At 62.5% G+C, this 22,220-nt stretch carries 15 protein-coding genes and 5 pseudogenes; 15 read left to right on the forward strand and 5 right to left on the reverse strand.

The window, feature by feature from the left end; genetic code table 11:
- Positions 1-106: 106 nt before the first annotated feature.
- From ACP7C5_RS18100 to ACP7C5_RS18110, 3 genes and pseudogenes are all read right to left on the reverse strand, one after another.
- Positions 107-538 (reverse strand): hypothetical protein, encoded by a 432-nt coding sequence (locus ACP7C5_RS18100; RefSeq protein WP_426265332.1) that lies wholly within the window; start codon positions 536-538, stop codon positions 107-109.
- A 330-nt stretch (positions 539-868) separates the two neighbouring features.
- Positions 869-1,212 (reverse strand): annotated as a pseudogene (locus tag ACP7C5_RS18105) (transketolase); the annotation flags it as partial.
- A 63-nt stretch (positions 1,213-1,275) separates the two neighbouring features.
- Positions 1,276-2,166, reverse strand: coding sequence for a LysR substrate-binding domain-containing protein (locus ACP7C5_RS18110; RefSeq protein WP_426265333.1), 891 nt, complete (start codon positions 2,164-2,166; stop codon positions 1,276-1,278).
- 239 nt (positions 2,167-2,405) lie between these two features.
- Between ACP7C5_RS18110 and ACP7C5_RS18115 the strand changes: the two genes are divergently transcribed.
- From ACP7C5_RS18115 to ACP7C5_RS18165, 11 genes are read left to right on the forward strand one after another with little or no spacing between them, the layout of a single operon-like run.
- Positions 2,406-3,611 (forward strand): aromatic ring-hydroxylating oxygenase subunit alpha, encoded by a 1,206-nt coding sequence (locus ACP7C5_RS18115; RefSeq protein ID WP_426265334.1) that lies wholly within the window; start codon positions 2,406-2,408, stop codon positions 3,609-3,611.
- A complete protein-coding gene (locus ACP7C5_RS18120) occupies positions 3,608-4,867 on the forward strand; it encodes an aminotransferase class I/II-fold pyridoxal phosphate-dependent enzyme (protein WP_426265335.1) in 1,260 nt (419 codons plus the stop codon). Before ACP7C5_RS18115 ends, ACP7C5_RS18120 begins: the two co-directional genes overlap by 4 nt.
- Positions 4,864-6,273, forward strand: coding sequence for an NAD(P)/FAD-dependent oxidoreductase (locus ACP7C5_RS18125; protein WP_426265336.1), 1,410 nt, complete (start codon positions 4,864-4,866; stop codon positions 6,271-6,273). The genes ACP7C5_RS18120 and ACP7C5_RS18125 overlap by 4 nt, the downstream gene beginning before the upstream one ends.
- The gene (locus ACP7C5_RS18130; RefSeq protein ID WP_426265337.1) at positions 6,239-7,414 is read left to right on the forward strand and encodes an NAD(P)/FAD-dependent oxidoreductase; all 1,176 of its coding nucleotides are present in this window, start codon (positions 6,239-6,241) and stop codon (positions 7,412-7,414) included. The genes ACP7C5_RS18125 and ACP7C5_RS18130 overlap by 35 nt, the downstream gene beginning before the upstream one ends.
- The gene (locus ACP7C5_RS18135; RefSeq protein ID WP_426265338.1) at positions 7,411-8,667 is read left to right on the forward strand and encodes a sarcosine oxidase subunit beta family protein; all 1,257 of its coding nucleotides are present in this window, start codon (positions 7,411-7,413) and stop codon (positions 8,665-8,667) included. The genes ACP7C5_RS18130 and ACP7C5_RS18135 overlap by 4 nt, the downstream gene beginning before the upstream one ends.
- Complete coding sequence (locus tag ACP7C5_RS18140; protein ID WP_426265339.1) at positions 8,667-8,930, forward strand: sarcosine oxidase subunit delta; 264 nt, start codon at positions 8,667-8,669, stop codon at positions 8,928-8,930. Before ACP7C5_RS18135 ends, ACP7C5_RS18140 begins: the two co-directional genes overlap by 1 nt.
- On the forward strand, positions 8,927-11,638 hold the full coding sequence (locus ACP7C5_RS18145) for a 2Fe-2S iron-sulfur cluster-binding protein (protein ID WP_426265340.1): 2,712 nt from the start codon (positions 8,927-8,929) through the stop codon (positions 11,636-11,638). Before ACP7C5_RS18140 ends, ACP7C5_RS18145 begins: the two co-directional genes overlap by 4 nt.
- Positions 11,631-12,062 (forward strand): sarcosine oxidase subunit gamma, encoded by a 432-nt coding sequence (locus tag ACP7C5_RS18150; protein ID WP_426265341.1) that lies wholly within the window; start codon positions 11,631-11,633, stop codon positions 12,060-12,062. The genes ACP7C5_RS18145 and ACP7C5_RS18150 overlap by 8 nt, the downstream gene beginning before the upstream one ends.
- A gap of 34 nt (positions 12,063-12,096) precedes the next feature.
- Positions 12,097-13,443, forward strand: coding sequence for a spinster family MFS transporter (locus ACP7C5_RS18155; protein WP_426265342.1), 1,347 nt, complete (start codon positions 12,097-12,099; stop codon positions 13,441-13,443).
- Complete coding sequence (gene purU, locus ACP7C5_RS18160) at positions 13,443-14,303, forward strand: formyltetrahydrofolate deformylase (RefSeq protein WP_426265343.1); 861 nt, start codon at positions 13,443-13,445, stop codon at positions 14,301-14,303. Before ACP7C5_RS18155 ends, purU begins: the two co-directional genes overlap by 1 nt.
- A gap of 9 nt (positions 14,304-14,312) precedes the next feature.
- Positions 14,313-15,482, forward strand: a complete 1,170-nt coding sequence (locus ACP7C5_RS18165; protein ID WP_426265344.1) for a DUF3089 domain-containing protein — start codon at positions 14,313-14,315, stop codon at positions 15,480-15,482.
- A gap of 64 nt (positions 15,483-15,546) precedes the next feature.
- On the opposite strand, the gene ACP7C5_RS18170 is transcribed toward ACP7C5_RS18165, so the two are convergent.
- Complete coding sequence (locus ACP7C5_RS18170; RefSeq protein ID WP_426265345.1) at positions 15,547-18,288, reverse strand: TonB-dependent receptor; 2,742 nt, start codon at positions 18,286-18,288, stop codon at positions 15,547-15,549.
- Positions 18,289-18,338: 50 nt separating this feature from the next.
- Between ACP7C5_RS18170 and ACP7C5_RS18175 the strand changes: the two are divergent.
- Both ACP7C5_RS18175 and ACP7C5_RS18180 read left to right on the forward strand, forming a co-directional pair.
- Positions 18,339-18,524, forward strand: a pseudogene (locus tag ACP7C5_RS18175) (IS5/IS1182 family transposase); the annotation flags it as partial.
- Positions 18,525-18,602: 78 nt separating this feature from the next.
- A pseudogene (locus ACP7C5_RS18180) lies at positions 18,603-19,415 on the forward strand (IS3 family transposase); the annotation flags it as partial.
- A gap of 214 nt (positions 19,416-19,629) precedes the next feature.
- Here the strand turns inward: ACP7C5_RS18180 and ACP7C5_RS18185 are convergent.
- Positions 19,630-19,966 (reverse strand): annotated as a pseudogene (locus tag ACP7C5_RS18185) (transposase); the annotation flags it as partial.
- 41 nt (positions 19,967-20,007) lie between these two features.
- Here ACP7C5_RS18185 and ACP7C5_RS18190 point away from each other — a divergent pair.
- Positions 20,008-20,730, forward strand: a complete 723-nt coding sequence (locus ACP7C5_RS18190) for an IS6 family transposase (RefSeq protein WP_426265346.1) — start codon at positions 20,008-20,010, stop codon at positions 20,728-20,730.
- A gap of 66 nt (positions 20,731-20,796) precedes the next feature.
- A pseudogene (locus tag ACP7C5_RS18195) lies at positions 20,797-21,819 on the forward strand (carbon-nitrogen hydrolase family protein); the annotation flags it as partial.
- Between the last annotated feature and the right edge of the window lie 401 nt (positions 21,820-22,220).

Below are 22,220 nucleotides of genomic sequence, written 5' to 3' on the forward strand. Positions count from 1 at the left end.
AGGCATTTCGGTCGTGATGGTTCTGGCTGACATCGGAGCTGTTCATCGGTTATGGAAAAGAGAATAGAAAGCCTGCGAAGTGCATTACGACACCGGGTAGCTATCGTCAAAATCCTGCTCTTGATGGCGTTCCGAAGGACCTTGCCAGTTTCGGGGTGTCACATTCACTGTTGGAAAATAACCATTCCTCCGCATCGGCGATATTCATAAAAGCTTGCATGCGGTCGCGAACCATGACTCGTTTGATCTGAATCCAGGCTAGACCTTCGCCCCCAACGAGTGCCAAACGTTTCGATGATAGTCGCGCACTCGCAATAAATGACTGACAGGATTTCACCACCTCTTGTGATTGAAGTTTAAATTCCGAAAGATCGGCAAGGACGAGATGCTCGCCTGTCTTGCCAGCCAGCTTTGCAACAGCGAGCTGCTCAGCCGTCGCAAAAGCTACCACATCGTCGTTCGACCAAAATCCGATCAGCCGTAACCGGAGCAATCGTCGCGCTGCGTCAATTTCGATGCTGAACTTTTCGTTGCCCATGCGAACATCATATCAAATAAAAGATAATAAATTGGGTGCGTTGTTCGTTCATTGATTCGGCTGCAAACACACACTCAGGTGGCACGTCGGATTATCTCTATCGATGTGAGAAATTAGCGGCCCGCTCACCCGCCGATTATCGAGCTTGTGGATAGGCGTCGAAGCGGGACGCCGCCATAATCCAGCTAGGTACTTGTAAAGGCGCCTAGATTTGAGATTGAAGTGGGGTCCAGACCGGCGCCGATCGCCCCCCGAAAAGTAATATTCTTTCGTAATTTCAAATTTTTGTTCCGCTAAGGGATAAGGTCCCGTATGGACGCCTATCCACAGGCTAGGATAGCTTTGTGCCCCGCCATAGCCGCGATAGCGTTGCAGCGCCTCGAGCTGTTGCTAGCCGAGCAGGTAATGGATTGCATCCAGCACCGGCCCGGCATGGGGGCTTCACCGCGACCTTGTCCTGCGGGCGCAGCGCGCCAAAATGAGCGCCGTCAGATCGCGGTGATCGACGCGCAGCTCACCTGATGCCCGCCGACCTTCAGCCCGTCGCGACCCTCCCGAAAGTGATTTGCATTGTGGATCGTCCAGGACGACAGCCAGTGCAGCCGCGTCTCGATCGTCTGCAGCACGGCGACGTTTTCCGGATCGGGCCGGCGTTCGGGGGAAAGCGTGGTCATGTCCATGCGTCCGAGCATATCCGATTGGTGGCGATGCGGGACGCCAATCTGGTCATGGGGTCATTACGTTGCAACGCGCTCTTCCTCGCGCGCGGCGAACCGAGCGATCAACCAGGAGCGTACCAAGCTGATCGTCGGGTCGGCAAGATCCTCGGGCCGCAGTTTGAGGTAATAGCCGAAGCCATCGTCACTCAGCGTGTCATAAGGCACTACAAGCCGGCCGGTCGCGATTTCGGGCGCGAACATGTCGATGTCGTTGAGCGCCACTCCGCTCCCCGCCATCGCGTAACCGACGGCGAGCGACGCAGTGTCGAACGCCAGTCCCCGGTCGACGTCGAGTGCAATTCGTGTCTGGCGCGCATAGAGGCTCCACAAAAGACCTCGCGGCTCTCCGTCGAGCTTGACGTGAAGCAGGTCGGTATCGGCGAGAAACTGCTCGAGCGACTTGCCCGTACTACGTTTCGCCGTTTCGGGTGAACACAGCGGGGCGACACGTACCATCCACAACAGATCGGTCACGCGGTCGTCGATGTTGGGCCGGTCGAACACGATCGCCATGTCGGTCTCGCGCGCCGGCAGGCCGGTGACACCGGAACTCGAAATGTCGATGCGGATATCGGGGTGCTCGACATGAAACGCCTGGATCATCGGCATCACGACATGCTGGAGTAAGGATGGCGGGATGTGCAAGCGGATCGGGCGGCTGGCATTGGGGTTGGAACAGATCGCGTTCATTGTCTGCTCGAGCCGATCGAACGATTTGCTCACCTCAGGCAGCAGCGCCCGGCCCGCCGCTGTCAACGCCAGCGTCTGGCTCGAGCGGTCGAACAGTTTGTGACCGAGCAATTCCTCCAGGCTGATGACATGTCGGCTCACCGCACTTTGGGAGACGTTGAGCGCCTGCGCACCGGCGGTGAAGCTCAGCCGCTGTCCCACCGCATCGAACGCTCGCAATGCGTTGAGCGGTAACCAGCGTCTGTTAACAGGCGACGTGCGTGCTATGGAAGCCCCCCTTCAGAACTGCGAGTTCATGCTCTTTTCCGATACCAAGCGCGTTTTTTCTCGTGATGCAACGGGCCGTGCGGCCGGTCTGCCGCGCTTTCAGCTTTTGGCATGTCGTCATGCACAAATGCGATTTTCACTCCACCTGCCCGGCATGCCAATCACGTGCCCGAGCAATTGGAGATCATGCTTTGGACTTGGGGGACATTTCGGCGCTATTGCGTGCACGCCCGCCCGGCCACTCGCTTCCACAGGGTCTGTATACCGGCGCGGCGGCGTTCGAATTCGACCTGGCGGCGATCTTCGGCAATTCCTGGCTGCTCGCGGGCTTCGAAGCGGAAATCAAGAAGCCGGGGGATTACCTCTCGGTCATGGTCGGGCGCTGGCCCGTCATCATCCTGCACGGTCGCGACGGGGAGTTGCGCGCGTTCCATAACAGCTGCCGCCACCGAGGCTCGATCCTGTGCAAGCCGGGCGAAGGCCATGTTACCCGCCTCGTGTGCCCCTATCATAGCTGGACATACGGGCTGGACGGCCGCTTGCTCGCCGCGAGCCGGATGCCTGAGGATTTCCAGAAGAACGAGCATGGCCTGAAGCCAGTGCATCTCGAACGGATCGCCGGCGCGATCTTCATCTGCATTGCCGGTACGCCACCCGACATTTTCGTGATGCGACGCGATCTGACCCCGCTGCTCGCGCCGCACGATCTGCAGCATGCAAAGCTCGCCTATCAGTCCACCCTGGTCGAAAACGCCAATTGGAAGCTGGTGATGGAGAATGGCCGTGAATGCTATCATTGCGCTTCCGGCCATCCGGAACTCTCGGCCTCCTTCCCGATCAACGCTTCGGCCTATTTCGATTTCGAAGATGACACCGCCGCGCGCTACGAAGCGCGCATGGCCGATCTCGGCATTCCGATCGGTCCGGCCGGCGAGGACTGGTGGCAGGCGATGCGCTTCCCGCTCAACGACGGCACCGTCGCGATGAGCACCAGCGGGCAGTTCAGCGTAAACAAGCTGATGTGCGACCTTGGCGGCGGCGATACCGGATCACTGCGCTGGGCGATCGAGCCGAATAATTTCTGCCATTCGACCAGCGAATATACCTTTGCCTTTACCGCTATCCCAGTTTCGCCGACCGAAACCCATGTCGTATCCAAATGGCTAGTGCATGAGGATGCGGTTGAGGGGGTCGATTACGATCTGGATACCCTGACGCATCTGTGGACGCAGACCAATCTGCAGGACAAGGAATTCGCCGAGAACAACCAGTTGGGCGTAAATTCGCCGGGGTACACGCCAGGTCCGTATAGCCCCGCTGCGGAATCGCTGACGCTGCGCTTTGTCGATTGGTATTGCGCCAAGGCCGCGACCTATCTAAAGCAGCTTGCGGCATGACAGCCGAGGATGTGCCGAACTGGCAGGCCGAAACCCTTGCCGTCCGCGCCGGATACGATCCCGCCAGCGCGGGCAATTCCGCCAAGCCGCCGATTTATATGACCTCGACCTTTGCCTACGCCTCGGCGCGACAGGCAAAGGCGATTCACGAGGCGTATTTTGACGGCACCGGCCCGGAAGTCGGGCGGCCGGGACACATCTATTCGCGGCTTGGCCATCCAGGGCTCGACATGGTCGAGGCGCGGCTCGCGGCGCTCGACGGGGCCGAGGGTGCGGCGGTGTTCAACTCCGGCATGGCCACGCATACCGCTATCGCCGTCGCCCATGTACGACCCGGTGACAGTGTGGTGTTCAGCCGCCCGATCTATGGCGGGACGAACGGACTCTACACCGGACTGATGCCCGAATTCGGCGTCGGCCATGCCGAATTCTGCGATGGCTGCGACCGTGCGAGTATCCAGACCGCGGTGGACGAGGCGCTGGCGCAGGGCCCGCTCAAGCTGATCGTGATTGAGACGCCCGCCAACCCCACCGCCGCGATCGTCGACATCGCCCTGGTGGTGCAGATCGCCGCTACAGTAGGCGCGCAAACCGGCCTGCGACCGCTGGTGGTGGTGGACAATACACTGCTCGGCCCACTGATGCAGCGCCCGATCGAACTCGGCGCGGACCTGTGTATGACCAGCCTCACCAAATATTGCGGCGGGCATAGCGATCTGCTGGCAGGGGGCGTCTCGGGCAAGGAAAAGCTCATCGTCCCGCTCCGATTGCTGCGCACGACGCTTGGCAGCCATCTCGATCCTTATACGAGCTGGCTAATGCTGCGCTCGATGGAGACGGTGCATCTGCGAGTCGAACGCGCGATGACCAATGCACGCACGGTCGCGGAATTCCTACAGGATCATCCCAAGGTCGCCGGCATTACCTATCTCGGCTTCCTCGTCCAAGGCACCCCGCAACGCGCGGTGTACGACCGCCAGTGCAAAGCGGCGGGTTCGACCTTTTCCTTCGCGGTAGTCGGTGGCGAGGCGGAGGCGTTCCGCTTTCTCGACCGGTTACGGTTGCTTCGCTTCGCGGTTAGCCTGGGCGGATCGGAAACGCTCATCACCCACCCCGCGACGACGACCCATTATGCGATCTCGCAGCAAGAACGGGCGGCGGGCGGCATCACCGATGCGACGATGCGCCTCTCGGTCGGGATCGAGCATATCGATGATCTACTGGCGGATCTGGCACAGGCGCTGGCCGCGGTATGATCGACATCCACGCCCTCGACGGGAAAATTGCTGCACCCGATACCCGTTTCGACGTCGTCGTTGTCGGCGCCGGCGCATCCGGTACAGCCGCTGCGATTGCGGCAGCGAAGGGCGGAGCGTCGGTACTGCTACTGGATGAAAATCCCGTTCCCGGCGCGCTGATCGGCACCGACGTTCCGTATTTCTTCGGTGGCCGGATGACGGCGGCGGTGCAGCACCCGCAACGGATGCTTGAGCAGGTATTCGCCAGCAATCCGCTGCTGGCAGTGGCGTTCGAGGCGGGCGTGGACGTGCGGCTCGGCACTTGCGCCTGGGGGCTTTACGTCAATGGCCCAGCGATGCGCGCCTTGCCCGAGCCGCTGCTCGGCATTGCCGATGGCCAAACGGCGGCGATGATAGGCTTCGGTCGGCTGGTGCTCGCGACCGGCGCACGCGATCTCGTGCTCGGCTTCAACGGCTGGAACCAGCCTGGCGTGATGGGCGCGCAAGGGTTCGCCGCGTTGCTGACCCGTTACGATGCGCTGGCGAGCCGGCGCGTGGTGATCCTCGGCTCCAATATGCTCGCGTTGGATACCGCGCTGCTGGCCGTGTCGCGCGGAATCGAAGTGGCGGCGTTGGTTGAGGTCACGGCGGTGGTACAAGGTCCGGCTGCGCTGTTGGAACAGGTGCAGGCAGCGGGCATATCGGTGCTCCTCGGACACACGGTGGCGGAAGCGCGCGGCGGGATTGACGGCGTCGAGAGCATCATTCTCTTGTCAGAACACGAAGAGCCGACCGAAATTGCCTGCGACACGATCGTTCTGGCGATCGGCGCGACTGCCGCAACGGAACTGCTCGACGCAGCCGGGACCACAGCCGGCGACGCCATTATCCTGATTGGCGATGCCGCTACCGTGACGCGCCCCGAAGCCGCTTATCTGCGAGCGTGGTCCGCCGCGCTTGGCCGCGGCGCGACGTCCGATACTGTCGTGTGCCAGTGCGAGAACGTGACCCGCGCCGATTTGCTTGGCGTGCAGCCACCGCAATATCTCACACGGCCCGAAAAGATGGCAAAGCGTTCGCTCTCCTCGCTGCTCAACGATGGTCCGGCACACCCCGACCAGATCAAGCGCCTTACCCGCGCCGGCATGGGCCCGTGTCAGGGTCGCCGTTGCCGTGATCAGGTCGCGTGCCTGCTCGCCGAGCATCAGAAGGTGCCGCTCGTATCAGTGCCCATCGCCAGCTTTCGGGCGCCGGTACGCCCCGTTCAACTTTCCATCCTCGCCGATTGGCAGGCAAACGACGCCATGGCGCGCGGCTGGGATGTGTGGTTCGGCATTCCGACGCAGTGGACGCCTTATGCCGTGATCGGTACTCCACAAGAGGCAGAGCATGTCGCTGGCCTCGGCGGCAACATGCATGTTTGAGGTCGCCCCTCCGAAGGGCGCATCCGTCGTCGTGATCGGCGCGGGCGTGACCGGCCTGTCCGCCGCATGGTGGCTCGCGCGCTCCGGGCTCGATGTCGTGGCGATCGACAAAGGCATCGTCGGCTGGGAAGCTTCGGGCAGGAACGGCGGCGGCGCATCGCATTACCAAAGCCCGCTCTTCGCCGAAGAGCAGCGGATGTGGCCGCAGATGGACGATCTGCTCGGATACCCGACCGAATATGTCCGCGAGCGCATCATCATCCAGCGAGACCCCGAACTGCTCGATCATTACCGTGCAGTCGGGCGGATGTGCAGCGCGATGGGATATCGGGTCGACGATCTGGACGCGAAGCAGGCGCAGGAGATGGTACCGCTGACCGATGCAACCTGCCTCGGCGGCATCCATCTACGCTTCGGCGGGCATGCCAATCCACAGCGCACGGTGCAGGCCTATGCCTGGGCACTGCAGGATCTGGGCGGGCGCATCTTGCAGCATTGCCCTGCCCTTTCGGTCGAGACCGCCGGCGGCAAAGTCGTGGCGGTGCACACTCCGCGCGGGCGGATCGCATGCGATGCCCTGGTCGTCGCGGCCGGACCGCAAACACAGGCACTACTGGCCCCGATCGGCATTCACGTCCCGCTCGCGGCAGCACGCGCAGAGATGATCGTGACCGAACCCGCCCCCCTGATGAAGATCGGTGGCGTCGACGGCAATGGGCTGTACGGACGGCAGACCCTGCGCGGTAATCTCGCTTTCGGGGGCGGACCGCATGAGTGGATTTCCACTGCGCCCGAAGGTCCGCAGTGCCGCCCCACCTCGCCGCTGGTGCGCAACCTCGCACGCCGCGTAGCGGAGATGTTCCCGAAGGCCGCGAACCTCAACGTCATCCGCTCCTGGGCCGGCGTGATCGAGAACACGCCCGATGGCCGCCCGATCCTCGACCGGCCGAGCGACCCTGGCAACCTGACCGTCGCGACCATGTCCGGCGTTGGCTTCGGACTTTCTCCCGCAAGCGGTCATGCGATCCGAGACCTCGTCATCGAGGGCACGTGCTCCTTCGCGGAGATCGGCAAGCTCGGTCTCGCCCGATTCGAGGGTCTGGTACCCGATTGGCGCGAGCATCGCGGGTGGGCGGCGTGAAGCGTTATTCCGCACTCGCATTGCTGAAAGCCGGGCTAACCGGACAACGCGGGTGGGACCGTGCGTGGCGCGACCCGGAACCGCAAAAGCAGTACGACGTCATCATCATCGGCGGTGGCGGGCATGGCCTTTCCACCGCTTACTACCTTGCCAAGATGCACGGCATCCGTCGCGTCGCGGTGCTGGAAAAAGGCTGGATCGGCGGCGGCAATACGGGGCGCAACACAACGATCGTGCGCTCCAACTACCGTCAGAAGCCGCTGCACGACCTTTTCGATTTCGCGCTCAACCTGTGGGAGGGGATGAGCGACGACCTCAATTACAACGTGATGTTTTCCCCGCGCGGCGCGCTGTTCCTCGGTCATTCGGACAGCGACATGACGATGTTGGCGCAGCGCGGCGATGCCTTGCGGTGCGACGGGATCGACGCGGATCTGCTGAGCCGCGAACAGGTGCGCAAACTGGTGCCGTTGCTGGACATGTCGGAGCACGCTCGTTTCCCGGTCCATGGCGGCATGATCCAGAAGCGTGGCGGTACGGCGCGGCACGATGCCGTCGCTTGGGGCTATGCCCGCGCCGCCGATGCGCTGGGCGTCGACGTCATCCAGAATTGCGAGGTCACCGGCTTCACCATGGAAGGCGGCCGCATTACCAGCGTACAAACGACGCGCGGGGCGATCGGCGCGGGCCGGGTCGGCATTTGCGTCGCGGGCAATAGCGGACCGGTCGCGGCGCTGGCCGGGCTAAAACTACCGATCGAGGCGCAGACGCTACAGGCATTCGTGACCGAGCCGGTCAAGCCGATGATCGACACCGTGGTGATGTCGCAATCGCTCCATTGCTACATCAGCCAGTCGGACAAAGGCGGCATCGTGCTCGGGGGCGACCCGGACCAGTTCCCCAGCTATGCCCAGCGTGGCCTGCCCGTGCGGGTCGAGAAGGCGGCCGCCGAAGCCATCGCGCTGGTTCCCGCCCTTTCCCGATTGCGGATGGTGCGATGCTGGGCGGGCACGACCGACATGAGTTTCGACGGATCACCGATCATCTCCGCGTTGCCGGTGGACGGGCTCTATCTCAATGGCGGGTGGTGCTATGGCGGGTTCAAGGCGACGCCGGGATCGGGCTGGTGCTACGCGCATCTGTTGGCGACCGGCGAGAGTCATGGTCTCGCCAAGCCCTTTGCCTTCGACCGGTTCGAGCGCGGCGCGACCATCGACGAAGCGGGGGTCGGCTTTATGCCGCACTTGCGCTGATGATGCAGATCGATTGCCCACATTGCGGCCCGCGCGCGCAAGTCGAGTTCGCATATGAGCGCACGCTGGATTCGGTGGTGACACTGAACATGTCCGCCCAAGAGGCGGTTCAACGCCTCTACGCCCGCGCCAATCCGCGCGGGGAGGATGATGAACTCTGGCGGCACGGCTTCGGCTGTCGGCAATGGCTGGTGTTGCGGCGCCACCGGGTTACGCATGAGATCGGATCCGTCACGGCATTTGATCCGGCGGTGCATCTGTGAGCGGTCCCGCGCGCATCGCGGGCGGCGCGGAGGCTACGCTGCGCTTCACCTTCGACGGTGTGAAATATCGCGCGCGGGCCGGCGATACGTTGGCAGCGGCTTTGCTCGCGAACGGCGTAGGCCTCGTCGCGCGGAGCTTCAAATATCATCGCCCGCGCGGGATCCTGGCGGCGGGTGTCGAGGAACCGAACGCCCTCGTCACGGTCGGCGAAGGTGGGCGCACCGAGCCGAATACGCGTGCTACCGACCTTTACGTCTATGATGGCCTTGTCGCGCGGAGCCAGAATCGCTGGCCGAACCTGACCTTCGACGTCGGGGCCGTGAACGGTCTGGCGGCACGCTTCCTGACGGCGGGCTTCTATTACAAGACCTTTTTCGGGCCGCCTTCGCGCTGGATGGTCTATGAACGGTTCATCCGTCGCGCCGCTGGATTGGGCGCCGCCCCGAGCGAGATCGATCCCGATCGCTACGAGCATCGCGCCGCCTTCTGCGACGTTCTGGTAGTGGGGGGCGGTGCGGCTGGTATCGTCGCCGCTCGCGACGCCGTGGCGGCAGGTGAGCGCGTATTGCTGGTTGAGCAGGATCGCAAGATTGCCGGCCCGGTCGAAGGCGCGCACATCCTCACGCGCACCACCGCATCGGGCATATGGGACCACGGCTTTGTCACGCTGGCCGAGCGACCGGTCGAGCCGGGCGAGCCCCCCGCCCCAGGCACTCCTGTGCAACGCATCTGGCATGTCCGCGCCAAGCGTATCGTGCTGGCTACCGGCGCGATCGAGCGGCCGCTGACTTTTGCCGGGAACGACCGCCCCGGGGTCATGCTATCGCAGGCAGTGCGGACCTATATCGCGCGCCACGCCGTGCTGCCAGGCCAGCGCGTAGTAATCGCGACCAACAACGATGACGCCTACGCGACGGCCGCGGCGGTCGCCGCGGCGGGTGGCGACGTCGTCGCCATCCTCGATAGCCGCGCGACCGCGCCTGCTGCCCGCTTCCCGGTTTTCACCGACGCCGTGCCGTTCTCGACCACGGGCCGCAAGCACCACCTCGCTTCTGTCGCGGCGCGGATCGGCGGCACGATCCGCCACTTCGACGCCGACGTGCTCGCCATGTCGGGCGGGTTCACACCTGTGGTGCATCTCCACAGCCAGGCCGGCGGCAAGCTCGACTGGCGCGAGGATGTGCAGGCATTCGTTCCCGGCGCTTCGCGGCAGGCGGTCACCAGCGTGGGCGCCGCCGCCGGAGACGTGGCTCCTATTGCGCCCATGCCCGCCGACCTGCCCGATCCCAAGCACAGCTTCATCGACTTCCAGAACGACGTGACCGCCGCCGACGTCGATCTGGCGTGGCAGGAAGGCTACCGCTCGGTCGAGCATCTCAAACGCTATACGACGCTCGGTATGGCGACCGATCAGGGCAAGACGAGCAACATGGCTGCTCTCGCGCGCCTCGCGGGCGCGGCGGGCGTGACCATCCCCCAGGCGGGCCTTACCACCTTCCGCGCGCCGTTCACGCCGCTGACACTGGGCGCGATGGCGGGCGCGGATGGTGGCGGTCATGCCGCGCCATCGCGGCGGCTTGCCTTGTACACTCAGCATCAGCGGCTCGCCCCATTGTGGCAACCGCTCGGTTACTGGCACCGCCCGCGTGCCTATCCGGTGAAGGACGAGACGCTGCATCAAGCCGCGATGCGCGAGGCGCGCGCAGTTCGCACCGCCGCCGGCATCGTCGACGTGTCCACGCTGGCGAAGTTCTCGGTCACCGGGCCGGATGCCGCAGCATTCTTGGAAATCGTCTGCGCAACGGGCGTAGCCAAGCTCGCGGTCGGGCGCGGGCGCTACACCTTCATGCTGCGCGAGGACGGTATGGTGATGGACGACGGCACCGTCTGGCGGATCGAGGAACAGCGCTATCTCCTGACCAGTTCGACCGGTGGTGCGGACCGGATGGAGTCGCACCTCAGCTATGCGCGCGCTGTGCTGGCGCCGCATCTGAAAGTTTCGGTCGTCGCGCAGCAGGAGCATCTCGCAGGTATCGCGCTGGCGGGGCCGCTAGCGCGCGAAATCCTTACTGACCTTACCGGGCTGGAGATGCCCGCGCATATGGGCATCACCCACGGTGCGATCGCGGGGTTGCCGGTCCTGATCCTGGCAGCGAGCTATAGCGGCGAGCGGGCGTTCGAAATCTATGCGACCGGACACGCGGCAGGCCCGGTCTGGGACGCGCTGGAGGACTCCACGCGCAAACATGGCGGCTGTCCTTACGGTCTGGAAGCGCTCGAATTTCTGCGTATCGAGAAAGGCCATATCGTGATTGGCGCGGAGGCGGACGGTCGCACCACACCGCACGATCTGCAACTGGAGAGGATGGTGCGCAAGAATGGCGGCTTTATAGGCGCTTCGGGTCTGCACCGCATGGCGTTGTCGGCCGAAAATCGAGTGCAGTTGATCGGCCTGACCAGCGAGACGCCCATCCCCGAAGGCGCAATGCTCATCGCCGCCGAAGGTGCGCCAGTCCAAGGTCATGTCACATCCGCCACTGGTCGTGTGATTGGCGCCGGCGCGGTCGCGCTCGGTCTGCTCGCCGGCGGGCGGGCGCGGATCGGGGAAACGTTGCTCGCCGCCTCGCCCACCCGCGGGCGATCGGCGCGTGTACTCGTGACCACACCGGTTTTCTACGACACCGAAGGAACGCGCTATCGTGACTGACGCGCCCGTCTCGTTCACGATCACCGCTGCGGACGATGTCGTCGTGCTGGATCTGTGGGAGGGCACTCTGCCTGCCCTCCCGCCAGCGATCCGCGCCTTGCAGGTCGAACCGTGCCGCTGGTGGCTGATCGGTGCCGGGACCGATGCCATCGACCTAGCCGGAAGCGGCGCGCTCGTGCCGGTCGGCGGCGGCCTGATGCGGGCGACGTTCACCGGCGCAGGCTGGCGCTGGTTGCTCTCGGTCAGCGGTTGGCTCGACACCGAAAGCCCCGTTTTGGCTCCCGGACACATCGCAGCCAGCACGATCCACCACGTACCGGTCTGGATCGCACCAGCTGGCGCCGAATCCTGCGAGGTATATGTGCCCGGCAGTTACACAGCCAGTCTGGAAGATCTGTGGAACGATGCGATCGGCACGCCATGAGGCTGGGGTTGTAAGCAAAATTGGGGGGCACACGATGACATCTGGCACACCGAACCTGGCCCAGCCGGAGCTTGCCCAGCCAGCACTGGCAAGGGCGCGCTGGTACGTCGTTATTGTCCTTGGGCTAGTCTATGCGCTGAACATCGCCGACCGTTATGTCGTGTCGACTGTGCTGGAACCGATCCGTAAGGAATTCCATCTTTCCGACACCGGTGTTGCCTGGCTGACCGGGGTGGCGCTGGCATTCTTTTATATCTCGGTCGGGTTGCCGATCGCGAAAGTCGCGGACCGCACAAACCGCCGCAACATCGTGGCGGGTGCGATGATTGTTTGGTCGGCCATGACCGCGTTGCTCGGTCTCACACAAAATTACTGGCAGTTCCTCGTCGCGCGGATCGGCGTCGGCATCGGCGAGGCAGGCGGTACGCCGCCCTCCACCTCGATCATCGCCGACAATTTTCCGCGTGGACGGCGGGCATTCGTGCTCACCATCTATGCGCTGGGCTTGCCGCTAGGCGCCTGGCTCGGCTCGACAGTAGCGGGCTGGGTGGTCGACTATTTCCACAGTTGGCGCGCGGCGTTCATCGCACTCGGCATTCCCGGTGTCATCTTCGGTATTCTCATTCTGCTGACCGTGCGCGAACCGGTGCGCGGGCGCTTCGAATATATAAACGAGAGCAGCGCCCCCGCCGCGACCTTCGTCGAGACGTGCAACTTCCTGTGGACGCAAAGGTCGGCCTGGCACATCAACGCCGCAGGTACCGTGATCTGCCTGTGGGGCTGGGGTCTGTTGTGGTGGACGCAAACCTATTTCGAGCGCGAATATGGCCTGACCACCGCGCAGGCGGGCGAGCGGCTCGGCACCATTTATTTCTGGGCAGGCAGCGGCGCGACGATCGCGACCGGGCTGATCCTTGCCCATCCCTCGATGCAGGATCCCAAGCGCGCGGCATGGATGCTCGCCGGGCTAGTGACGTTCTCCACCATCCCGTCGTTCATCGCCTATCATACCCACTCGCTCGGCGTGGCGACGGCGATGTTGTGGCTCGTGGTGCCGACCGCTTATCTCTATGTCGGGCCAACCATGGCGCTGCTGCTTAACTTTTTGCCGCCATCGATGCGCGCTCAGGGCATGGCGATCAGCCTGCTCACCGCAAACGTCGCCAATTTGATCATCGCGCCAAGCATCGTCGGCTGGATCAGCGACGCGCTTGCGGGCCGGATGGGCAATGCGGAATCGCTGCGCTACGCGCTGATGGCGCTGTCGCTCACCGGCTTCTGGGCCGCCTACCATTATTGGACGAGCGTCCGATCTTATACCGCCGACGATGCGCGCGTGCGCAACTTCGGCAAGCCCGACGCCACGATCACGGAGCCTTGATGCCAACACAATCCTTCATCCTGACGCTGTCCTGTCAGGACCGTTCCGGTATCGTCGCTGCGGTCTCAGCGCACATCTTTGTGTGTCATGGCAACATCACCGATTCGAGCCAATATAACGATGCGGATTCGGGCGGCTTCTTCATGCGCACGGCCTTCGCCATACCCGAAGATGCCGATGCAGGCGTGCTGCGCTCCGGCTTCGAAAGCCTCGCAACGCGCTACGGTATGACGCTCACGCTGCGCCCGGCGGCCGAACGGCAGAAGGTACTGATCCTCGTCTCGAAGTTCGACCATTGCCTGGTCGATCTGCTCTACCGCCGAAGGATCGGCGAGTTGGATATGGATGTGGTGGGTATTATCTCCAACCATCCGATCGAGGCGTTCGGCGCGCTCGATCTGGCGGGCATCCCCTTCCATCACTTGCCGATCACGCCTGCGACCAAGGCACAACAGGAGGCGCGGATCTGGGAAATCCACCAATCGACCAACACCGATCTCGTCGTGCTGGCGCGCTACATGCAGATCTTGTCGGATGACCTTTCGGCGAAGTTCGAGCATCGCTGCATCAACATCCATCACAGCTTCCTGCCCGGTTTCAAGGGCGCCAAGCCATACCATCAGGCCCATCGGCGCGGTGTAAAAGTGATCGGCGCGACGGCGCATTACGTGACCGGCGATCTCGATGAAGGGCCGATCATCGAGCAGGACGTCGAGCGCATCAGCCATGCCGACAGCGCGGACGATCTCGTTCGCAAGGGCCGCGATATCGAGCGACGGGTGCTGTCACGTGCGGTGGGTCTTCACCTGAGTGGGCGCGTACTTGCCAATGGCGCGCGGACCATCGTCTTCCGCGATTGAGGGAGAAACATGAGCGCCTTGCTGATCCTTGCCGCTCTCGTTATGGGCCCAGAAGGTCCGGCGAACACTTATCGCCAGTCCGAGACATGGCTGTGCCGACCGGGCCATTCCGATCTGTGCGGCAGCGATCTCGCCGCGACGGTGGTGACGCCGGACGGCGTGATGCGGGTCGAACCGGCCAGGCGCGCCGCGACGCCCAAAGCCGATTGCTTCTACCTCTACCCCACCACCTCGATGGATCCCGCCCCGCATAGCGACATGATCGCGGGCGACGCCGAGCGCGGGATGGTCGTGTCGCAGGCGGCACCCTTACGGAGCGCGTGTCGCGTGTTCGCGCCGCTCTACCGCCAGGTGACGCTGCCCGCGCTACGTTTGGCGATGAGCAAGGGGACGAAGCTAACGGCGGCGGATTTTGCGCTCCCCTATGCCGATGTGCTGGCGGCGTGGCGCGACTATCTTGTGCATGACAATCATGGCCGGCCATTCGTGCTGGTCGGCCATAGCCAGGGTTCGGCGATGCTGAAGCAATTGCTGGTGGATGAAATCGACGGCAAGCCGATCGCGCGGCAGATGCTCTCCGCGATCCTGCCCGGCACGTCGATCATGGTGCCGCGTGGCAAGGATGTCGGCGGCGATCTCAAGGCGACGCCTCTGTGCCGCGCCGCCGCGCAGACCGGGTGCGTCGTGACCTGGGCCACGTACCGCTACACCAATCCGCCGCCAGTGATCGGCTTGTTCGGCCGCGCCGTCACGATCGGTGCGACGGCATCGGACGATCTCGTCGCGGGTTGCACCAATCCGGCGCGCTTGGAGGGTGGCCCTGCCCCGCTCGATCCACTGCTTGGCTTTCCATGGTGGAAAGGCGGCGTTGCGACCTTCCAGCAACCCAAGGTCTGGACCGCATCGGGCAAACCGGTGACGACGCGCTTCGTGAAGATGCCGGGTCTGCTCTCGGGCGAATGCGTCGTGCGCCGCGGATTCACCTACCTTGCGGTAAAGGTCGCGCCGGGCGCTGCGACCGATTTGATCGCGGCGACGATCGGCCCGGTCGCGGTCGGCGATGCGGCGTGGCCAGACTGGGGCTTCCACGTCGTCGACATGGCGGTGGTCGAGGGCGATCTCGCAACGCTGATTTATCGCCAGAGTGTGGCCTGGGCGCGCCGGTCGCGTACGCGATAGTCGCCGGGGACGAAACGGGGAGCGGTCGCCCGCGCCCCTTCGCACGATTCCAAATCCGAACGGGTCAGAACTTGTACTTTACGCGCGCACCCACCGTGCGCGGGCGGGCCAGGGTGATGCGGTCGCCTGCCTGATAGACCTTGTAATAGGTCGCCCGCCCGACGTTGGTCACCTTCACGCCGTCCGCGAGATTGTTGCCGTAAATGCCGAACTCGAACGGCCCGGTATCGTAAGCGATCGAGGCGCTGAGATTGTGCGTCTCGGGGATGACGGCATAGCTTGAGCTTGGACCGGTCGCGGTCAGCTTGCCGCCCGTGATGGTCGTCGCGAAGTTGTTGAAGGTCGTGTATTGCTGCGACTGGTACTGGTAGCTGCCCTGCAGATGCACGCTACCGGATCCGATATTCGTGTCGTAGAAGATCGTCGCAGCACCCGTCCACGCTGGATAATAAGGCGTCTGGTCGCCGTCGAACGCGCCAACCGTCGGGATGTCGCCGTTCGCCTTGGAACTGTTATAGGATCCGCTCGCCGACACGGTGATCTGCGGGCTGAGTTTGAAGGTCGTTTCCAGCTCGATGCCCTTGCTCGTGATCTTGCCCTTATTGTCGGTGAAGAAATATGAGCAATCCAGCCGCAGCCGCGTCTGCACATCCGACCAATCAATGTAATAGGCGCTGGCATTGATGGTTACCCGGCCGCCGGCCAGCTTGGCCTTTTCGCCGATGGTATAGTTCCAAAGCTTGTCCGGGCCGAAGGTTAGGGGCGCCTGGGCATAGCCATAAGCGGCAAGGTTTTGCGTGCATTGCCCGGCAACGCCGGTCGAACCGAGCGGCACCGGCTGGTTGCCGCCACCATAACGGAAGCCCTTGGCGACCTCACCGTACACCATGAAGTCGTCCGTCACCTTGTACGAGATGTTGCCGCGCGGGTTGACCCCGTTGGACTTCAGTCGCGCATTGGTGGTGAGCGGCACGTGGTTGATGACGCCGTATACGCCCCCTTCGTACAGGTAATATTTCTCGCTGAAGTTGAAATAGCGCAGGCCTGCCGTCAGATCGAGCTTGGGGGTCACGTGCCAAGTGCCGTCGGCATAGGCGGCGAACTGGTGCTCGTTTACGTCCTGGAGACCTGAGAAGATATCATTCGACTGGAACGCGCCGTCGACCGCCTTCGAATCATATAGGCCGCCCGGTGTGTTGAACGGGCCGTAGAAGTAATTCATGTACGACAGGGTATCAAAACCCGGCGTCGGGATGTCCTGCCGCAAATGGCGGTTCTGCTGTTCGTAGAACACACCGACGGTCCAATTGACCGGACCGCCCGGCTTGGACACGAGGCGCGCCTCGCCCATCACGTCCTTCAACTTCTGGTCGATTTGATACAGTTCGGCTGGGATTTTGTTAGTGATCGCCTGGTTGTACGAGTTCGGCGCCTGGAACAGCGGATAGGTCGTGTTGCTGACCGGTTTTCCGCTGCGATAATCCTGGAAGAAATAGCCGATCTGCGGTTCCGGGCTGGCATCGAAGCCGATCGCACGGTCGGTATAGGCACCTGTCACCACGACATTCGCGAAGCCCGCGTCATAATCAGCGCCCAACTGATAGAGGCGGAAGCGGTCGTCTGTTCCCTCCGGTCCATTGGTGGAGACGGTGTAGGGTGCAAGACCGCTAAGCCCCTGGCTCAGTCCGTTAGAGATGCTGCGCTCGTACGTCATGCTGGCATCGACCGTCAGGTCCGGTGACGGAGTCCAGCGCAGCGCGACACGCCCCTGATACGTGCGGTTGGAGTTGACGTTGTTCTTATTATACGCCCCGATATTGTCGATGTAGCCGCCATCGCGCCCGACATAGAAGTTCGCGCGCAGCGCCAGAGCATCGGTGACGAGCGGCACGTTAAGCATGCCGCGGAAATTGTAACTCGCATCGCCGTGTTCGGTCGTTGCGACGCCCGCTTCGGCGGTACCGAACACCTTGTTCATCTGCGGCTTGGCGGTGACGAAGCGGATCGTACCCGCCATCGAGCCGGCGCCGTACAGCGTGCCCTGCGGCCCGCGCAGGATTTCGACGCGCTCCAGATCATACACCTTCAGATCCGGCGTCTGCCCCTGCACCGAGATCGGCGTATCATCGAGATATACGGCGACGAGCGAGCGGTCCGACGTGTCCGACGTCGCGTAACCACCGGTCGAAAGCCCGCGCATATTGAACTTATTGAAGCCGGGCGCGCTCTCCGTGATCGAAAGCGAAGGGGTGAATTTGGCAAGGTCGGACAAATTGCCCTGGCCTGACTTGGTGATCTGATCGACGTTCACGACCGACACCGCGATCGGTACTTTCTGGAGCGATTCGGCGCCCGAGCGGTTTGCCGTGACAACGATGTCGCCAAGCTGGTCGTCGCTGGTCGCCTTTGGCACCTGCGCTGCGGCAGATTGCGCTGCAACAGGTTCGGGGGTAGCGGCGAAAACGATCCCGGGCGCCATGAGCGCCAGCCCTGTGCCGGAGGCGAGCAGCATGGCGAGCGAATGTGCGCGGCGATCTGAATGGCACGTGCGATCGTGAACCTTCGTCATTATTCCCCCTTGTAGAAATACCCCGTCGATATCGTCATTCCATGCAGCGGTTTTTTGGCTCGTTTCCTGAAGCGGCGTTGCTATCGCCCCCTGAATAGGAAGCTCACCTGATTCCCCCGAAGCGGGAAGTGAAATTATCGAATAGGGGCATGCAATATTGGCATCAGGAGAGATCGGGCACGTATCATGCAACCGGTGCCAGCGTACGGATAAGCCGTTCGAGCGGCTTTGTTGCAAAACTGACGTTGGGGACTCACGTAGGGAATCGAGCGGGATAGCTGGGCGTGATGCCCAAACCTGCGGCACCTGTGTATCGCACGACGAACTGGTCTGAGTATAATGCGGCGCTGAAGCGGCGTGGGTCGCTGGAAATATGATTTGATCCAGAGATGCATTGGCTATCGGTGCCTTGGGGTCGTCTTGGCCACCCGATGCGGTTTTCAGACAGCGCGATCGAGCTGTGCCTGACGCTGTGACGTCCCCCCTGTTTTTTAGCCCATTTTGAGTGAGAGTTTTCCGGCCCTGTAGAGCCTGCGGGCAAGGAGCTGGATATGAAGAAGTCGAAGTATACGGACGAGCAGATCGCGTTCGCGCTGAAGCAGGCGGAGACTGGTACGCCGGTGGCGGAGGTGATCCGTCGGATGGGGATTTCGGAGCAGACGTTTTACCGGTGCAAGAAGGTCTATGGCGGGCTCGGCGTGGGCGAGTTGCGGCGCCTGAAGTTGCTCGAGGAGGAGAACCGCAAGCTCAAGCAGCTGGTCGCGGACCTCAGCCTCGACAAGCATATCCTGCAGGATGTTCTGTCAAAAATAGCTCTGACGCCTGGGCGGCGGCGCGAGATCGTCGCGCACGTCCAGGCGTCCCATGGTGTTAGCGAACGGCGCAGTTGTCTGGCGCTGGGCGTCGATCGGTCGTCGGTGCGGTACCAGTCGCACCGGCCCGATCAGGCACCGCTGATGCTGCGCATCCGTGATCTTGCAGCGACGCGGACGCGGTACGGCTACTTCAGGATTTACATCCTGCTGCGCAGGGAAGGATGGTTCGTGAACCACAAGCGTGTCTATCGGCTTTACCGGAACGATGGTCTGAGCCTTCGGCTCAAGAGGCCTCGCCGCAACGTCAGCGCTGCCAACCGGGAGCGACAGCCTGCGGCTTCGGCGGCGAACGAGATGTGGTCGATGGACTTTGTCTCGGACGCACTGTTCGATGGCCGTCGGCTGCGCGCGCTGACCGTCGTTGATGCGTTTACCAGGGAGGCGCTGGCAATCGATGTCGATCAGGGCATCAAGGGCGAGCAGGTCGTCGACGCGATTACGCGCATCACGCTATCCCGTGGTGCGCCCAGGACCATCCGGGTGGACAACGTCCTATGTCGGGAAGCAGCGGCGGGTTTTGGCCAGCAGATATCTGTGCGCCGACTACCGTCGGCGCGTGATGCATTCTGAGCCAGATGGCTTCCACCGTCAACGGGATCGCTCCCTGCCATAGCAAACACAGGATCCAGCGTTGCCGGAGCAGCCGTGGTCCTCACCGTCCTTAAAACGAGATACGCACCCAGGTGGAAGGCCCGAACATTATCTACAGGGTCGCTTTCGCGCCCTCACGGCACTTGCAGAGAGGGGTCCTTCCACCTGGCATCCGACCGTTCGAGGAACGGCCGGTACTGGGTCCCCGTCTTGATGACGGCGTGAGCCACGCGTGCCATCTTGGCGGTGAGCGCCGTCATCGCCTTGCGACGACGATCGGCATCGTCCGCGTGCCCGGCGGTATATCGTCCGAGCTTATCGCGGAAGCTGTTGTCGCGCTGACGCGCGGCGACCTGGGCGGCCATCCAGAAGGTACGACGCAATCGCGCATTGCCGTACTTGGATAGCTTCGTGCGGCCGCGGAACGTGCCGGACTGGCAGGTTGCGAGATGGCTCTGTCAGACCAACGGGGTGTCCGCTACAAATGCGCATGAGCCGTAAATCAAGAGCCCTTCCCCCCAGCCCGTTCCGGCGCTTCAACTCGTCACCCGAGGTGATCCGACTGGTCGTGATGATGTATGTCCGGTTCCCGCTGTCGCTTCGAAATGTCGAGGATTTGCTGTTCGAGCGTGGGATCGACATTTGTCATGAGACTGTGCGGCAATGGTGGGGGCGGTTCGGCCCAATCTTCGCCGGCGACATCCGGCGGCGGCGGGTCAACCGGATGCGCGGCTTCCGACATTGGCGCTGGCATCTCGACGAGATGTACGTGAAGCTCAACGGTGAGATGGTCTATCTTTGGCGCGCGGTCGATCACGAAGGCGAGGTCCTTGAAAGCTTCGTCACCAGGACGCGCGACAAAGCCGCCGCTCTGACCTTCATGAAAAAGACGCTGAAGCGCCATGGCTCGCCGGAGGCGATCGCGACCGATGGCCTTCGCTCCTACCGCGCAGCAATGAAAGACCTTGGGAACGAGGAGAAGCAGGAGGTCGGTCGCTGGGCCAATAATCGAGTGGAAAACAGCCACCTGCCCTTCCGACGACGAGAGCGGGCGATGCTCAGATTCAGGCAGATGAAGACCCTACAAAAGTTCGCCAGCGTGCACGCCAACATCCACAATCACTTCAACCTCGAACGCCATCTCGTCGACCGCAAGACCTACAAGGAACGCCGCTCAGCCGCCCAAGCCGAGTGGCTGTCAGTTATGGGATAAGGCCCGCGCGCAAAAGTCCGATATGCATCGTGGAGAGAGCGGTTCGCGTTAGACTGACAGCACCCTTCGGAGGGGTTCGCCGCGCACATGGCCTGGCGCAATCCGTATGTTGACCCGAACGAGCCGCCGGCTTTCCGCGTACCACGTGACGTGGAAAGCGTCCGCCTGGCCACGGTACAGCTTCAAGCCCGCGCAGTGAAGGACTTCGCAGAGTTCGTCCAAAACGTTGAATACTTCGTAGACGTGGCGGCCGACTACAGGTCCGACTTCGTCGTCTTTCCTGAGCTCTTCACCATGTCCCTACTGTCGTTCGAACAGGAGGATTTGTCGCCGATGGAGGCGATCGATCGTATGACGGAGCATCGCGAGCCAGTTGTCCGGGAGCTCTCTCGGATGGCATTGCGTTACAACATCAATATCATCGGCGGATCGCACCCGACCCGTACGCAAGATGGGAGCATTCAAAATGTCGCCTATGTTTGCCTGCGTGACGGGTCGGTTCATGCGCAGGAGAAAATCCACCCCACGCCAAACGAGGCATATTGGTGGAAGATCAAGGGTGGCAGTTCAGTCGATGTGATCCAGACGGACATCGGACCGATCGGCGTTCTAATATGCTACGATAGCGAATTCCCGGAACTCGCTCGCCGACTTGTCGACGAGGGCGCCCGTATCATCTTTGTGCCCTTCTGCACGGATAATCGGCAAGGTTATATGAGGGTGCGTTACTGTGCGCAGGCACGTGCAATCGAGAACCAATGCTTTGTCGTTCTCTCCGGAAATGTCGGCAATCTTCCAGGTGTTGACAATATGGACGTTCAATATGCGCAGTCGTGCATCCTTACGCCGTGCGACTTCCCATTTGCCCGGGATGGTATCGCAGCGGAAGCTAGCGAGAACATTGAGACGCTTACGATCGCAGACGTTAATCTCGCCGACCTAACTTGGGCGCGCGCGGAAGGTACGGTCCGCAACCTGGCGGACCGACGCTTCGATCTTTACCGGATCGATTGGAACCGCAGCGCGCCACGCGATATAGGACCGCCCGAGGAGAAGCCGCGCGGCTCGAAAGCGCCGGGGGGCGGCTGAGCGCCCGATCCTGGAGGTTGGGAATAAATCCCTTCGACTCCTGATTTTTTGAGAGCATTTTTTATTGATTGTTTACGGTCATGGCTCGAAGATGTGGCGTGAAGGCGCGAGGGCGTTTCGACACGGTAGAAACGCTCATGCTCCTCTGGCTAATCAGAATGGCAGGTAGCAGGGTTCCGAAAGTGCCTCGATTGTCCGCCCCTGTCGAAAGCGCCTCTCGCCATCGGGCCTGCGAACGGCGGTTGCGGCCCACGAGGTGGCGGCACTCGATCCACCCACGTCGTTCCTCGAGTAGCCGATGAATGTCCGCTCGTGCCGAACCCGGACATTCCCTTCCCGCTTCGTGACGGCAACGCCACCAACTTCTACATTCAGAGTGTGGTCAGCAATCAATTCCTGCG

It is taken from the genome of Sphingomonas sp. PWP1-2 (assembly GCF_049898305.1).
In the GTDB taxonomy this organism is placed as follows: domain Bacteria; phylum Pseudomonadota; class Alphaproteobacteria; order Sphingomonadales; family Sphingomonadaceae; genus Sphingomonas; species Sphingomonas glacialis.